The following is a 16,453-nucleotide window of genomic DNA, read 5'->3' as shown; positions in this document are numbered from 1 at the left end:
TCCAGTATGGCTTTCGATGACCAGTAATTAATCCATACGCCAGTCAAATGGCATATCACCCTGACCGCGCAAAGCGAGCATCAAGGTTTGACGCATATGTGCAAGAACTTCATTGCTATAAGGAACCGCTGGTGTACCCCAAACCGGTTTTGGCCAAGCCACGTCATTTTGATAACGCACGACATGATGAAAATGCAGTTGTGGAACCATGTTGCCTAATGCTGCAACATTCATTTTGTCTGCACGGAATACGCGTGAAAGCTGACTTGATAACCAGCTAGATTCACGCAGGAATTGTTCCTGGTCAGCCTGACTTAATTCATATAATTCGCTTACGCCAGGTACACGCGGAATTAATATGAGCCACGGAAATTGCATATCATTCATTAAACGACATGTTGACAGTGGAAAGTCGCCTACAAAAAAAGTGTCTTGAGCAAGTTGTGGATGCAAACTAAACATATCTTTATAAATTATGCAAAATTAGAATGATGGCTAATACTATCACATACAATGGGACGTGAATATTCTATGCAATGTGTTTCATTACAAATAAGCCACTATTTCCATTGAATATGTGAACATGCACGAATTTAATAAATTTCTCTAAAAAATCAAGCGCTTCATCGCATTAATTTCTTAAATAAGCGTAAATTGCAAACAGAGTGCATAAATATTATGCACTCCTGTTCAAATTAATGAATTTCTTTCAATAAACTGTCCAGCAAATCGACAATAAACTGGATGCGTTTTTGATAATCTTCCAGCATCACCATGACTTTCAGGCGTTGTCCTCCATCCATGCGGAAAAAAGTTGGATGTTTTTGCATCATCTGAATAATACTGATGGCCTGGACTGGCGTATCCGGTGCAAACTCGATATGTCCACCATTAGCGCTGATATCAATTTTAGTAATGCCCAACTGCTCTGCTTTTAAGCGAATCTGATGCACAGCAAACAGCTGTTTTACTGGCTGCGGCGGCACACCAAAACGGTCAATCAACTCCATACGGATATTGTCGAGTTTTTCCTGCGTATCGGTATTACTGATCCGTTTATAGAACAATAAGCGCTGGTGTACATCGCCTAGATATTCATCGGGAATCAGAGCCGGCATATGCAGATTGATTTCCGCAATGAGGGATAATGGCGCATCGAAATTCGGGGTTTTGCCTTTTTGGATGGCTTTGGTGGCTTTTTCCAGCATTTCCATATACAGACTATAACCAATCGCCTGCATGGAACCGCTTTGTTGTTCACCTAATAATTCACCGGCACCACGAATTTCCAGATCTTCGGTGGCCAGCATGAAACCTGCACCTAAGTTGGATGCACGCTGAATCGCATCCAGACGTTTTTCAGCATCACCTTTGAGACCTTTAATTGAAGGTACCAGCAGATAAGCATAGGCCTGATGGTGCGAACGTCCCACACGACCACGCAACTGATGTAACTGAGCCAGACCTAACTTGTCTGCACGCTCGATCAAAATAGTATTGGCATTCGGCACATCAATCCCGGTTTCAATAATGGTTGAACAGACCAGCACATTGTATTCTTTGTGATAGAACTGCTGCATGATCTGTTCCAGTTCACGTTCCCGCATTTGTCCATGTGCTACGGCAACGCGGGCTTCAGGCACCAGCTTGCGGATATTTTCTGCAGTGCGTTCAATGGTATCCACTTCATTATGCAGAAAATACACCTGCCCACCACGCAGTAACTCACGCAAAATCGCTTCTTTAATCGATTCGTCCGTTTGTTCCTGTACAAAGGTTTTTACGGCCAGACGGCGGGCTGGCGGTGTGGCAATAATCGATAAATCACGCATTCCGCTAAACGCCATATTTAAAGTACGCGGAATTGGGGTTGCGGTCAGGGTCAACATATCGACATCGGCACGCATGGCTTTAATACGTTCTTTATCACGTACGCCAAAGCGGTGTTCTTCATCGACGATCATCAGCCCCAGATTTTTAAACTGAACATTTTCCTGCAAAATTTTATGCGTACCAATCACAATATCGACTTTACCTTCGGCCAGGTCTTCAATGGTTTTGGTATGAGATTTACTTGAACCAAAACGGGAAAGCACTTCAATACGAATCGGCCAGTCAGCAAAACGGTCTTTAAAAGATTCATAATGTTGCTGTGCCAGCAAGGTCGTCGGAACCAGCACCGCCACTTGTTTGTTGTTTTGTACTGCCAAGAATGCGGCCCGCATTGCCACTTCAGTTTTACCAAAACCGACATCACCACAGACCAGACGATCCATCGGTTTAGCCAGTTGCATATCATGCAGGGTCGCTTCAATGGCATTGGCCTGATCTAAAGTTTCTTCATAGGCAAAGCCGCTGGCAAACTGCATATAAGGACTTTGTTCCAGCTCGAAACTAAAGCCAGGTTTGGACTGGCGACGTGCCTGGATATGCAACAGCTCGGCAGCAACATCGTGAATCTGTTCCAAAGCTTTACGTTTGGCTTTATTCCAGGCATCGGTACCGAGTTTATGTAAAGGTGCTAAATCAGGATCGCCGCCACTATAACGGCTGATCAAATGCAAATTGGTGACCGGAACATAGACCTTGGCAGCATCGGCATAATCCAGCTGTAAAAACTCATGATCTTGATCATCAATACTTAAAGTGACCAAGCCGGCATAACGTCCCACCCCATAATCGATATGCACTACCGGTGCACCAATACTGAGTTCGGTTAAACTGCGGATCAGGAACTCTTCTGAGACTTCCTGCTGGCGTTTACGACGGCGCTGGACGACACGATGTTCATAGAGCTGATTTTCAGAAATTACCGTGAGGTGATTCGGAATCACCAGACCACGATCAAGAGGCGCACTGGTAATGGCGATGGCATGCAATGATTTTCTAAAATCTGCAAAATTCTCTACATTGGGAATATCACCCAAAGCCGGGCGCAACGCATCTTTTAAGGTTTCACGGCGTCCGGCACTTTCAGCTACCAACAGCACTGGATGATTGGCTGCATCAATATATTTTTTAACCGCAGAGAACGGTTTTTCCTGTTTTGGATCTACCGGTAAACGCGGGGGTAATTCGGTATTAAGATTCAGCACCCCCGTTTTATCTACAAACTCTTCTGAAGAAGCAATGATTCTGGCAAAGTGATTCAGCTGTTCCAAGACCTGATTCGGCTGCAGAAATATTTCTTCGGGTGCAAGAATAGGATGATCGACATTATGACGGCGGTCTTCATAACGTCGAACCACATCCTTCCAAAAACTGGTTAATCCCTCATCCAGATGCTTATCTGTAATGACAATGCCATTCTTGGGTAAGTACGCCATCAGGGTACTTTGAGTTTGCATCGCTTCTTTGGTGAAAAATAAAGGGAAATAAAACTCCAGCCCTGGAGATGCAATGCCTTCCAGAACGTCCTGGTACACTGGATTTTTCTTGGGATTTGCAGTCGGAAAACTCTCTGCATACCGATCACGGAAAGTCGCACGCCCTTCTTTGAGCGGAAATTCTTTGGCCGGCAAAACTGAAAACTGTTGTAGCGTTTGTGTAGTTCTTTGCGTTTCAGGATCAAAGAATTTCAAGCTCTCAATTTCATCATCAAACAAATCAATACGGATTGGTGAATTTTGCCCGGATGCATAAATATCCATAATGCTGCCGCGTACCGCAAATTCACCATGATCATAAACCGTATCGACCAGATGATAACCCGCTTGAATCAAACGCAGTTTTTGCTGTTCCAGTTCAAATTTCTGACCCACTTTAATATCGAAATGTTCACCCAACACCCATGAGGTAGGCGCAACACGTTGTACTAAAGTGGATGCCGATAAAAGTAACACACCTTGCTTCGGCATATTCGATAAAATTGAAAGACGCTCTGACACAATATCTTGGTGTGGCGACAATCTGTCATAAGGCAAAATTTCCCAATCCGGGAAAATGGTCGGTTTTATGCCATAAAATTCCAGTTCACTTTCCAACTGTCCCAAGTGCTGGTTATTTCTGGCAATTACAATGAACAGTTGCTTATTTTGCTTGGCAATTTCTTTAAACAATAAAGCGGCGGATGAGCCTTGTAAATTACCGACCCAGCGTTTTTCGCCTGCTTTTAATTGCTGCAGATTTAATTGGGAAATTTCTTGTTGGAACATGTATATAGCTTTTGGTCTAAATGACATGAGCTGTATCTTAACATGGGTTTTTTGCTGGTTGAGTTATTTTTATATTCAACAAATCATGACCGCTAAATCCTTTTAAAAGTCATGTACTCAAACCGAATAAGCCGATTATTTTTCGCGTTTAAAGTTGCGGTAATAGTCATTCAGCTTTTTGATCACCTGCTTCAACTGCAACAGATTTTCCTCATTATTACCCAAACGCGTTACAAAACGCTGATTGGCAATTTCCAGATCAATTTTCTCATTGATAATGATGGCCGCGAAATATAACGCTTTTAAATCATCAAATGTGTTTAATTTGCGATTGGAAAAATAAGATAACCGTTCTGACCATTCATTAAGAATAATGCCATCGACGATATAGCCCTGTTCCTGATTGAATTGAATATTATTTTCTTCCAGGAACAACTGTTCAGGAGAAGGTTTAGAACTTGTAAATAGTCCAGCAAGTTTATTCAGCATAAGTATTACAAATATTTTAAATCCTGCCTATTTTAACCCTGAGCAGACCTGTGGTGATGATTATTTTTATAAAAAAGCGAGTAACTGAGCTTACCCGCTTTTTTACTTTTACAACAACTACACAATTAGACTTTCTCTAAAAGCCATTAACTGACTTGTGCTAATGACTCATGTTGCAAACTCACTTCTGACACCAGATTACTAAAGGCAAAAATTTCATCTAACTGTTCTTGTGTGAGTAATTCCTGCTCTAATACGACCTGTTGAATCGTTTTATTTTCAACAATACATTGCTTGCCGATCTCATCACATTTGGCATGTCCCAAAATTGGATCGAGTAAAGTTACAATCCCGACACTGCGCATGACCGCGTCATAACACACCTGCTCATTGGCCTGAATGCCCTGAATACATTTACTATCCAGACTGGCAATGGCTTTTGTTAGTAATTCAATGGATTCATTCATCGAAAGTGCGATGACCGGTTCCATCACATTTAACTGTAATTGTCCTGCTTCTGCTGCCATGGTCACAGTGAGATCATTACCAATGACTTTATAGGCAATCTGATTCACCACTTCAGGAATGACCGGATTGATTTTGGCCGGCATAATGGATGAACCCGCCTGCAATTCTGGTAAGCGAATTTCCGCCAGACCGGTACGTGGGCCCGAGCTCAATAGGCGCAAGTCATTACAGATTTTCGAAAGCTTCACTGCCAGCCGTTTCAGGGTACTGGATAAAATAATAAATACACCGCAATCGCTGGTGGCTTCCACATAGTCTTCTGCACCAATCAGCTTCAGTCCGGTAACCTGGCTTAAAGCCTGAACCGCTTGATGAGCATAGCCTTTCGGAGTGTTTACTCCAGTACCAATTGCCGTTGCTCCCAAATTGACTTCCAGCAATAGCTCACGGGTATGTTGAATCAGGCGCAGGTCTTCTTTGAGCAAGGTGGCAAAAGCACGAAATTCTTGTCCCAAAGTCATCGGAACTGCATCCTGCAACTGGGTACGGCCCATTTTTAAAACAAACTGAAACTCTGCAACCTTGATATGCAATGTATCAACTAATTTTTGAATCTGAAGCAATAAATCATCCAGACTATAATAAGTCGCCAAACGTAACGCCGTCGGATAGACGTCATTAGTGGATTGGGATTTATTGACATGATCATTCGGGTGAATATGTTCGTATTGCCCCTTGTGAAAACCTAAATGCTCCAAGGCAATATTGGCCAATACTTCATTGGTATTCATATTAATGGAAGTTCCGGCTCCGCCCTGATAAATATCTAAGGGAAAAGCCTCACTCCATTGTTCCGGTTCTTCGATCAGGACATTGCAGGCATATTGTATAGCCTGATTCAACTGTTCTGAAATTTTGCCGAATTTGAAATTAGTTTGTGCTGAAGCTTTTTTGACTTGCGCCAAGGCACGAATAAAATGATGTTGATTCCCCACTTTCTGATTAGAGATCTGGAAATTCTCTAAAGCTCTTAAAGTATGAATGCCATAATAACATGCTGCCGGAACTTCCTTGGCTCCCAGCAAATCACGCTCTATTCTTGTATTCTCAGATTGTACTGTAGACACTTTTACTATACTCACTTGTATGTACTAAAATGGTGCAATAGCGAAAATCCTAAACCTTTGCTTTATTTTGACTACAGTAAAAAGATATTTATTTGGCAATGCTCTATGACCAAATACATGGGCTTTGTAGCTAATGTAAGTATTTGTAATTTCACTTTTGCTATTCAATTTACCTGCTCAAAAAACAGCGTTGGTAAAGCTTGTCGCCTGAATATTCAATTAACCCTATGTCACATTCCCCACCTTATAAATGACATTTAGCCTCATATTTATATTTATTTGATTTTATTAACTTTTATTTAATTGTATCTAAAAATACATTCTGCAACAGAACATGCAATTAATTCCCTTAGAAATGTAACAGAAGGTAATTTTGATTTTGTGTTTGAATCAGCGCCTACTAAATATGGATAAAAATTCATCTTGGACAGATGTATTTATAAGGACATAAGGATGAGTACATGAGTCAACTGAACCCGACATTAATCACATTTATTTTTTATATTGTCGCCATGGTCGGTATAGGATTATATGCCTATAAAGCCACTACCGACTTTTCAGATTATATTCTGGGTGGCCGCAGTCTAGGCAGTGTGGTCACTGCCCTGTCTGCAGGTGCATCGGATATGAGTGGCTGGTTGCTCATGGGCTTACCTGGAGCCATTTATCTCTCTGGCTTATCTGAAGCATGGATTGCCATTGGACTGATTATCGGTGCATGGCTGAATTGGCTACTGGTTGCAGGTCGCTTGCGGGTGCATACCGAAGTTCAGAATAATGCCTTGACCCTGCCCGATTATTTCACCAGTCGTTTTGCTGACCGCAAGCGTGTTTTACGTGTGATTTCAGCCTTGGTGATTCTGGTGTTTTTCTCGATTTATTGTGCCTCCGGCATGGTTGCGGGTGCGCGCCTATTTGAAAGCATTTTTGGCTGGTCATATACCACTGCATTATGGATCAGCGCAATTGCCACCATTAGTTATGTGTGTATTGGAGGATTCCTGGCGATTAGCTGGACCGATACTTTCCAGGCAGGCCTGATGATTTTCGCCTTAATCCTCACCCCGATCATGGCTTATATGGCCATCGGTGATCATAGTCAGCAGTTGGCAACTGTAATTGAAACAGCACGCCCGCATGCCAGCAATATGCTTTCAGGTTTAAGTACGGTTGCCATTTTATCCTCCCTCGCTTGGGGCTTAGGCTATTTCGGTCAGCCGCATATTTTGGTGCGTTTTATGGCGGCCGATTCAGTCAAGACCATTCCTGCGGCACGCCGTATTGGCATGAGCTGGATGATTTTATGTTTGGGCGGCGCAGTTGGTGCAGGTTTTATTGGTATTGCCTATTTCCAGCAGCATGCCGAACTGGCAAGCGTGGTCTCTCAAAACCCGGAAACCATTTTTATGGAACTGACCAAAATCCTGTTTAATCCATGGATTGCCGGCATTATTTTGGCCGCGATTTTAGCCGCAGTGATGAGCACGCTCAGCTGTCAGCTTTTGGTTTGTTCAAGTACCTTGACTGAAGATTTGTATAAATCATTTCTACGCAAGAATGCCTCGCAAAAGGAACTGGTCTGGGTCGGGCGCTTTATGGTGTTAGCCATTGCTGTTCTTGCCATCGTGTTGGCAAGCAACCCAAGCAGCAAAGTACTGGGGCTGGTTGCCTATGCCTGGGCAGGTTTTGGCGCGGCATTTGGACCCTTAATTATTTTGTCCTTGTTCTGGAAACGCATGACTTTAAACGGCGCCATCATGGGTATTCTGGTGGGTGCAAGCACGGTCATTCTGTGGAAAAACATGATGGCGGATACCGGATTATATGAAATTATTCCCGGTTTCATTCTGTCATTTGTCAGCATTGTCGTGGTGAGTTTACTGGAAAAAGCCCCTTCTCAAGACGTGATTCAACGTTTTGAACAGGCAGATGAATTGTATAAAAAAGAAATGGCCGAACTGCAAAATCAAATCCCTGCCCAACCGGAAAACTCCTTATAAAATCTGAATCATTGCAGTCTAGTTTGGCATTTACAATAAGGGGCTTTATGCCCCTTTGCTTTATTTTTGCCCTTTGCTTTTTAAATATATCTTGGAGCTTTCTTTAATCACTTCCATTACCGGATAACTGCGTGTTTCTTTAATCCCAGGCAATTGCCACAGCACCTGTCCTGAAATTCTGCGGAACTCTTCCATATTGGCACAGCGGATTTTTACCACAAAATCGAAACCGCCGCTGATCATATGACATTCCACGATTTCCGGATATTGCATGATCGCATCGGAAAATTCTTCCAACACATTAGGCGTGGTTTTATCCAGTAATATTTCCACAAACACCACAAAACTGGCATTCAGCATGTCAGGGTTGAGCTTCGCTTCATAGCCTAAAATAAAACCGTCTTTGGCTAATTTTTGCACCCGCGCCAGTGCTGCAGTGGCTGATAGATTCACTGCTTCAGCCAATTTGATATTCGAAATTCGTCCATCATTTTGCAGAATATCTAAAATTTTGATATCCGTTCTGTCCAAAGTAAAAATTGGGCTCGTCATCTGAATTATTCTCTAAAATGAATAAAAATTATAGTGAGTTATTCGGCATCCTTTCTGTAATCATAAATTATATAAGGTATTTGACTCAACAAAAAAATTGGCAGTCACAGGATGTTGGCATGAATATGATGGATACAGAAACCCGTTTCGACGAAGCAAAACCTCACTTTGAATATATTACTGAATTCAAAGAACAGAATGATTATGAAGTTGAGGTTAATACTGCCTGGCGCCGTGCTGAACCCGAGTGTGTTGAAAACCTGCTTGAATATAGCCAGATTTCTGAACAACTGAATCAGCGTATTTATGATCTTGCCTTCAACTTGGCCCACACATTGCGTGAACGTAAAAGCACGAATGGTAAAGCCGGAATCGTTCAGGGTTTATTGCAAGAATTTTCATTGTCCTCTCAAGAAGGCATTGCCCTGATGTGTCTGGCGGAAGCCTTGCTTCGTATTCCGGATAGTGCGACACGTGACCTGCTAATTCGCGACAAAATTAATCAGGGTAATTGGAAGGAGCATGTTGGGCAAAGTAGCCTGATGTTTGTCAATGCTGCGGCTTGGGGCCTCATGCTAACCGGCAAACTGATGGAAACGCCAAAACAGAAAAGTTTATCCAGTGTCCTGACCGGGCTTTTAGCACGTAGTGGTCGCGGTATTATCCGTAAAGCGGTAGATGTGGCCATGCGGATGATGGGTGAACAGTTCGTGACTGGTGAAACCATTCAAGAAGCGCTAGAACATGCAGAACTTTTAGAAGACAAAGGTTTCCGATATTCCTATGACATGCTCGGTGAAGCAGCACTCACAGAACATGATGCTGAACGTTATTACCAAGATTATAGCAATGCCATCCATGCCATTGGTCAGGCATCCAAAGACAAAGATGTTTATGAGGGTCCTGGCATTTCCATCAAGCTGTCTGCCCTGCATCCGCGCTATCAGCGTGCACAAATCAGCCGCGTACATGACGAGCTGTATCCAAAAGTGCTGCAATTGGCGGAACTGGCAAAACGCTACAATATTGGTTTAAACATTGATGCTGAAGAATCTGAGCGTCTGGAAATTTCCCTGGAATTATTAGACCGTCTGTGTTTTGAGCCTAGTCTTTCCGACTGGAAAGGGATTGGTTTTGTAATTCAGGCCTATCAAAAACGTTGTTTCAACGTGGTTGATTATGTAGTGGATTTAGCAAAACGCAGTCAAAAACGTTTGATGATCCGTCTGGTTAAAGGTGCTTACTGGGATAGCGAAATTAAGAAAGCCCAGATTGATGGCATGACTGACTATCCGGTATTTACCCGTAAAGTACATACGGACTTATCTTATATTGCCTGTGCCAAAAAACTCCTGGCTGCCCCAGAGCAGATTTATCCGCAGTTTGCGACGCATAATGCCCAAACCCTTGCCACGATTTACCATTTAGCCGATCCGAATCAATATTACAGCGGTCAATATGAATTCCAGTGTCTGCATGGCATGGGCGAACCACTCTATGAGCAAGTGGTGGGCAATAAAATGGAGAACAAACTGGGGGTGCCTTGCCGTATTTACGCACCAGTCGGCAATCATGAAACACTACTGGCGTATCTGGTCCGACGTTTACTGGAAAATGGCGCCAATACCTCTTTCGTAAACCGTATTGCAGATAAATCCTTAAAAATTGAAGATCTGATTGAAAATCCACGTGCAGAAATTTTAAAAAATGCAGCCAAAGAATCTCAGATTGGTCAAAAGCATCCGGCCATTCCGCTCGCACCAGATTTATACGGCGATACTCGTCCAAACTCTATGGGTTTAGATTTAGCCAATGATCACGAGTTAATGTCGCTGAATCAAACTGCACAAGAGTTCAGTCAGCAGCAATGGCAAGCTCAAGCATTGGGTAAAAACCTTAGTAGCGAAGATCATCTGAATGATGAACATTCAGAACTTATCACCATTTTAAATCCTTCCAATCACGCCGATGTGGTCGGCCATGTGCAAGAAGCGAGTTCTGTACAAGTGAATCTAGCATTAGATCATGCTGTTAATGCCCAAACTGAATGGAGCAATACTCCTAAAGATATACGTGCTGCTTGCCTACAGCGTGCAGCCGACATCATGCAATCGCGTTTACAGGAATTGATGATTCTACTGTGTCGTGAAAGCGGTAAAACCTATGCCAATGCCATTGCTGAAGTTCGTGAAGCGATTGATTTCCTGCGTTATTACGCTACACAAATGATCAATTTGGATGATGATACCGTTATTCAACCCCTCGGCCCGGTGTTATGTATCAGCCCATGGAATTTCCCATTGGCTATTTTCACCGGACAGATTGCAGCAGCGCTGGTTGCCGGAAATACCGTACTTGCAAAACCGGCTGAGCAAACACCGCTGATTGCAGCGCAAGCCATCCAGATCTTATGGCAAGCCGGTATTCCTCAAGATGTTTTGCAACTGCTTCCCGGACAAGGTGAAACCGTCGGTGCACAATTAAGTGGGGATGCGCGTATTCAAGGCATCATGTTTACCGGTTCAACCGATGTGGCTAAAATTTTGCAAAAGACCCTGGCGCAACGACTCAGTATTTCGGGTCAACCGATTCCTTTAATTGCGGAAACCGGTGGTCAAAACGCCATGATTGTGGACTCATCCGCATTGACTGAACAAGTTATTCTGGATGTGGTGAGTTCGGCTTATGACAGCGCCGGGCAACGTTGCTCTGCCTTACGTGTACTGTGTGTGCAGGAAGACAATGCTGATAGCGTCATCCATATGCTGAAAGGCGCGATGCAACAACTGCGTGTCGGCAATCCGTTCCTGTTAAAAACCGATATCGGCCCTGTGATTGATCTTGAAGCGCAAAGCAATATTCAAAAACATATTGATCAGGTGCGCGGCAAAGGTCATCCCGTCCATCAATTGATGCTGAATACCACACAAGATCAAGCTTTAAACCAAGGCACTTTTATTCCTCCTACTTTAATTGAGTTGCCGAATCTGGATGATTTGCAACGTGAAGTATTTGGTCCGGTCTTACATGTGATTCGCTATAAATACGGTCAATTAGAACAGCTACTTGAACAGATCAATGCCAAAGGTTATGGCCTCACCATGGGACTGCATACCCGTATTGATGAAACCATTCAAACCGTGATTGCACATGCTGAAGTCGGTAACCTATATATCAACCGTAATATTGTCGGGGCTGTAGTCGGCGTTCAGCCCTTTGGCGGTGAAGGATTATCCGGTACCGGACCTAAAGCAGGCGGTCCAATTTATCTGTACCGTTTAATGCAGCATTGTTCAGCGAAAAAATTGGCCACTCCTTTTGCAACGCAATCAACTGAAATACAGCCAGCGCATCATCCTTTATACGAGACATTTTACACTTGGGCTGAAAAAACTTTTCCTCAATATCATTTGAAGCCTAGTCCCGCTTTTTGCTCTGGCCATCATTATGAATTGCAAGGGCCGACCGGGGAAAGTAATCAATACGTGGTGCTGCCAAGAAAACGTGTACTTTCTCTAGCGGATCAGGAACAGGATCAAATTCAACAATTGGCTGCAATTTTTGCGGTTGGCAGTCAGCCTGTGGTTCTGGCTGAAAATACTTTTGTGCTCAAATATCTTTCTAAAATGCCGAAAGAAATTGCACAGCGTTTTGCCGTGATCCAGAACATTGAAACAGATGATTTTGACGCAGTGCTACATCACGGTACCAAAGCCCAACTGCAAAAGTTGCAACATCAGATTGCTGCACGTTCAGGTGCGATTATTGGTATCACCCATTTGCAGCCGCTTGACTACGACATTCCATTAGAACGATTCGTCATTGAGCGCGCGATTAGTATCAATACCGCGGCAGCAGGAGGAAATGCCAGCCTGATGACTTTAACTTAAGGTTAAATTTATAAACTGAATTTCAGCGCTTCATCCTATAATTCACTGTCTTTTCTCTTTACCAAGCCAATTTCTCCCTGGTCTGATTGGCTTGGTTTTTTTACCTATAGATGAGTCGTCATGCTTTCACTTATTGGATGGATTGAGAACCGATTTAAACAAGTCCGACAAGATTCTTGTAAAATTTTCGTTCAAGCTATATTTCTAGTATTGAAATGGCAATAAGTTTAGTCATCTGATTCAAACTTTGTTACCATCCCTGTTTTCAATGTGTTTGTGATTTTTACTGCATATGACTTCAGCTTATCAGTTACAACTTGATGCCAAGATTGCACGTATTTCTGCTCAATTTGCCGAGTTTCATCCCCCTTCTTTAGAAGTATTTCCTTCGCCTGAACAAAACTTCCGTATGCGCGCAGAATTCCGTATTTGGCATACTGACGACGATATGTTTTATGCGATGTTTGAACGCAGTGAAGATAACCAGAAAAAAGTCATTCGCATTGACGAATTCCCGATTGCAGATAAAAGCATTAATCAATTGATGCCGATTTTGCTGCAAGAGCTGAAAAGCAATCCAGTATTGTCTAAACGCTTATTTGAAGTTCACTTTTTGGCAACTTTAAAAGGCGAAATGCTGGTTTCCATGATTTATCGTTGCCCGCTGGATGCCGAATGGGAAGCCTTAGCCAAACAACTGACTGAAAAACTGAATATCAAAGTGATTGGTCGTAGCCGCGGTCAAAAAGTCGTACTCAGTGATGAATTTGTGGTTGAAGAACTGCAAGTATTTGATCGCACGTATCAATATAAGCAAATTGAAAGCAGCTTTACCCAGCCGAATGCACAAGTCTGCCAAAAAATGCTGGAATGGGCATGCAATGCAGCTGAACAGTCAAATAAAGACTTGCTCGAATTGTACTGTGGCAATGGTAACTTCACCCTGCCACTGTCCACCAAGTTCAATCGTGTACTGGCTACCGAACTGGCGAAATCCTCTGTTTATGCGGCGCAGTGGAATATTGAGCAAAACCAGATTGACAATATTCAGGTAGCACGTTTATCCGCTGAAGATTTTACTCAAGCCTATAATGGTGAACGTGAATTCCGTCGCTTGCAGGAAGCAGAGATTGATATCTCAAGCTATGACTTCGACACGGTATTTGTTGATCCACCACGTGCAGGCATTGATGATGAAACCTTAAAACTGATTCAACGTTTTGAGTGCATCATTTATATCTCATGTAATCCTGACACCCTAGAAGACAACTTGAAGACCTTATCAACCACGCATAAAGTGACCAGATTTGCGATGTTTGACCAGTTCCCGTATACCCATCACGTCGAATCGGGTGTGTTACTTGAAAAGATTTAAACAATTTATTTCAGTTTTAATTTCTATGTATAAATGAAGCTCAATTGGGTTTCATTTTTATGGTATTGAAAATTAAGTGTTTATAAATAATCATCATGCAGTAACTGTCATAATACCGTTAGATTATTCTGCTATCATCGGAAAATTTCGTGTCTAACTGCTGCTTTTATCACTGATATGGACTTGTATTCCTCAAAAATTTGGATATATTTCGATCTATGTTAGGTTGCATATGAAGGCTCTATGAGTTTTTGGCAAAAGCTGTTTTCTGCTAATCAACAGCAAAACGAACACAAGAATCAAATCTCCTGTGTTGAAAATGATTGCTCTTGTAAATCGAATGAACAATTGATCGAAGCTTTGACTAAAGCGACGGATCAAAAAGTCATTATTGGAATTAAAAAAGTTTTAATCTCCAGAGGTTATAGCCGTAAAGAGTTAAATGAATTACAGCATCTACCACTTCAATAATAGAGTCTAGCCCCTCTAAACAAAGGCATTTAGTCAACTAAATGCCTTTTTATTTGCCCACGAAAATTGTTCTAGAACGGGTTATTTTTAAATTTTAATACTTCGAAACATAGTTCTCATCATTCATCCAGAATTTGCTATTCCTCACAATTTAAAAGTGCTCTACTACAATAAGAATTTTAAAAAAAATATAAAAGCTAAGCCAATAATCACGAATAAAAGAATGAAGAATAAAAGATAAAAAACAGCAAGAACAGAAGAATAAAAAATAAGTCTAAAAGGAAAATATATGAAACGGTATTATCCTAGACTGGCAATATTATGCAGCCTAATCTCAAGCCATAGTCAGGCGGCAGCCATGGATCAATCAGGCCAATCCGTGTTGCCTTTTCTGGAATCCGGGCATTATTTTGAAGCCACGATTACTGCTGCCGATCCTGAAGTGTCTGGGCATACTCTCGGTTCGCGTCCAGATCTGGTTAATCCTGACAGTGGCGACGCTACAACCGATAATATTGCCCAGAATTTTCAGTATCATAGTGCCGCGCTGAAACTGCAGTTCATTCCAAATTTTTCTTTTGGCATTCTTTATGATCAGCCCTTTGGTTCAGACTTACACTATCCATTAAAAGACAATGGCAGTTTCTCCGATACGGCGCTAAGCCAGCAAGGTACTCAGGTCGAAGTCGACAGCCAGAATCTGAGTTTTATTTTAGGCTATCAACCTGTCAAAAATATTAATCTCTATGCCGGCCCTGCCTATCAAACCGTGAAAGGTCAGGTTGCACTTCGTGGACGGGTATATGCAGAATTTAATGGCTATAACGCAAAATTTAAGCAAGATGCTGCGCTCGGCTGGAAAGTGGGTCTGGCCTATCAGCTTCCCGAAATAGACTTAAAAGCCGCCTTGACCTATCACTCAAAAATCAATCACAAGATCAATGTAGAAGAAAATATTTTAGGCACGCCGCTACTGCTTGCGGAAAATGCTAAAACCACACTTTCCACCCCACAATCAGTCAATCTGGATGTCCAGACCGGAATGATGAGCGGAACTTTACTGTACACGACTATTCGCTGGGTCAACTGGAAGGATTTTATCATTCGTCCGACTCAGTTCGGCGCATTATCGGAACTTGCCACCACGACACTGAGCAATGGCATGTATACCGAAGGTTTTAATCTGGATGATTATCAAAACAACCAATGGAGTGTGACCCTAGGCCTTGCAAGACAAATGACCACAAAATGGTCCGCATCATTTGATCTGGGCTGGGATTCCGGCACGGGAAATCCTGCATCAATTTTAAATCCTACCAAAGGCTACAGCAGTGCAGGCCTGGGACTACAGTTTAATCCTGAACCCAACTATTTTATTGCTGGTGGTGTTAAATACTATTGGCTTGGTGATGTAACTGCACAAGATGGCACCTACTATCTTCCCCTTCCCGGGATATCTGAAGCCTCACAGGTCGGTGAATTTAATCATAACCATGCCATAGGCTACGGTTTAAAAATTGGATACAAGTTTTAATAGGTAGCGAGCTTCATTCACTGCGTAGAACAGTTCTGTTGATCGATATAGGCAACTATTGGTCCTAAATTAAACAGAGAGTCGGAGCGCTTTAATTGCGGAATATAGGCACTTGAGATTGAGCCATCTAAGTACAAGGCCTGTTGCACGTTTAGCTGATCTTTAAAAAATTGTGCAAATTGATAAAAGCTGACTGCATTTCGACTGATGACGAAATATAAGGTTTGATCTTTCATCCCTACGCCATTACGGATTTTAAACGAGTCTGAATCTTTTAGAAAATTGGGATTAATCTGCCCGTCAATGACTAGCATAGGTCCAGATTGTGTCGCATATTCGGCATTAAAATTGAGCTTTTGATAATCTTCTGTCTTTGCGATCAGGCTGTGATGC

At 42.4% G+C, this 16,453-nt stretch carries 11 protein-coding genes; 5 read left to right on the top strand and 6 right to left on the bottom strand.

Translation table 11 applies throughout. From position 1 onward, the window contains the following. Positions 1–27: 27 nt before the first annotated feature. The 4 genes from B4C48_RS05285 to aspA all read right to left on the bottom strand — a co-directional run bounded on the left by B4C48_RS05285 (position 28) and on the right by aspA (position 6,238). Positions 28–462, bottom strand: coding sequence for an HIT domain-containing protein (locus B4C48_RS05285; protein WP_291354567.1), 435 nt, complete (start codon positions 460–462; stop codon positions 28–30). A 233-nt stretch (positions 463–695) separates the two neighbouring features. Then, the gene (gene mfd / locus B4C48_RS05280; RefSeq protein ID WP_291354566.1) at positions 696–4,154 is read right to left on the bottom strand and encodes a transcription-repair coupling factor; all 3,459 of its coding nucleotides are present in this window, start codon (positions 4,152–4,154) and stop codon (positions 696–698) included. A 135-nt stretch (positions 4,155–4,289) separates the two neighbouring features. Then, complete coding sequence (locus B4C48_RS05275; protein ID WP_291354565.1) at positions 4,290–4,643, bottom strand: hypothetical protein; 354 nt, start codon at positions 4,641–4,643, stop codon at positions 4,290–4,292. Positions 4,644–4,789: 146 nt separating this feature from the next. Then, positions 4,790–6,238, bottom strand: coding sequence for an aspartate ammonia-lyase (aspA, locus tag B4C48_RS05270; RefSeq protein ID WP_291354564.1), 1,449 nt, complete (start codon positions 6,236–6,238; stop codon positions 4,790–4,792). A 461-nt stretch (positions 6,239–6,699) separates the two neighbouring features. Between aspA and putP the strand changes: the two genes are divergently transcribed. Further along, positions 6,700–8,238, top strand: coding sequence for a sodium/proline symporter PutP (gene putP / locus B4C48_RS05265; protein ID WP_291354563.1), 1,539 nt, complete (start codon positions 6,700–6,702; stop codon positions 8,236–8,238). Positions 8,239–8,298: 60 nt separating this feature from the next. On the opposite strand, the gene B4C48_RS05260 is transcribed toward putP, so the two are convergent. Beyond that, positions 8,299–8,790 (bottom strand): Lrp/AsnC ligand binding domain-containing protein, encoded by a 492-nt coding sequence (locus tag B4C48_RS05260; RefSeq protein WP_086197854.1) that lies wholly within the window; start codon positions 8,788–8,790, stop codon positions 8,299–8,301. A 119-nt stretch (positions 8,791–8,909) separates the two neighbouring features. On the opposite strand from B4C48_RS05260, the gene putA reads away from it, so the two are divergent. The 4 genes from putA (at position 8,910) to B4C48_RS05240 (ending at position 16,060) form a co-directional block, all read left to right on the top strand. After that, entirely contained in the window at positions 8,910–12,680 is a 3,771-nt protein-coding gene (putA, locus tag B4C48_RS05255) for a trifunctional transcriptional regulator/proline dehydrogenase/L-glutamate gamma-semialdehyde dehydrogenase (protein ID WP_291354562.1), read from the top strand. A gap of 292 nt (positions 12,681–12,972) precedes the next feature. Next, a complete protein-coding gene (gene trmA / locus B4C48_RS05250; RefSeq protein ID WP_291354561.1) occupies positions 12,973–14,055 on the top strand; it encodes a tRNA (uridine(54)-C5)-methyltransferase TrmA in 1,083 nt (360 codons plus the stop codon). Positions 14,056–14,298: 243 nt separating this feature from the next. Continuing rightward, a complete protein-coding gene (locus B4C48_RS05245; protein ID WP_291354560.1) occupies positions 14,299–14,526 on the top strand; it encodes a hypothetical protein in 228 nt (75 codons plus the stop codon). 289 nt (positions 14,527–14,815) lie between these two features. Continuing rightward, entirely contained in the window at positions 14,816–16,060 is a 1,245-nt protein-coding gene (locus B4C48_RS05240) for an OmpP1/FadL family transporter (protein WP_291354559.1), read from the top strand. Between the two features lie 17 nt (positions 16,061–16,077). On the opposite strand, the gene B4C48_RS05235 is transcribed toward B4C48_RS05240, so the two are convergent. Continuing rightward, on the bottom strand, positions 16,078–16,453 hold a 376-nt coding region (locus tag B4C48_RS05235), incomplete at its 5' end, for a phosphodiester glycosidase family protein (protein WP_291354558.1).

This window comes from Acinetobacter sp. UBA3106, assembly GCA_002365595.1.
Lineage (GTDB): Bacteria > Pseudomonadota > Gammaproteobacteria > Pseudomonadales > Moraxellaceae > Acinetobacter.
Note: the sequence above shows the minus strand (reverse complement) of the source record. Positions and strands in the feature narration are given on the sequence as shown.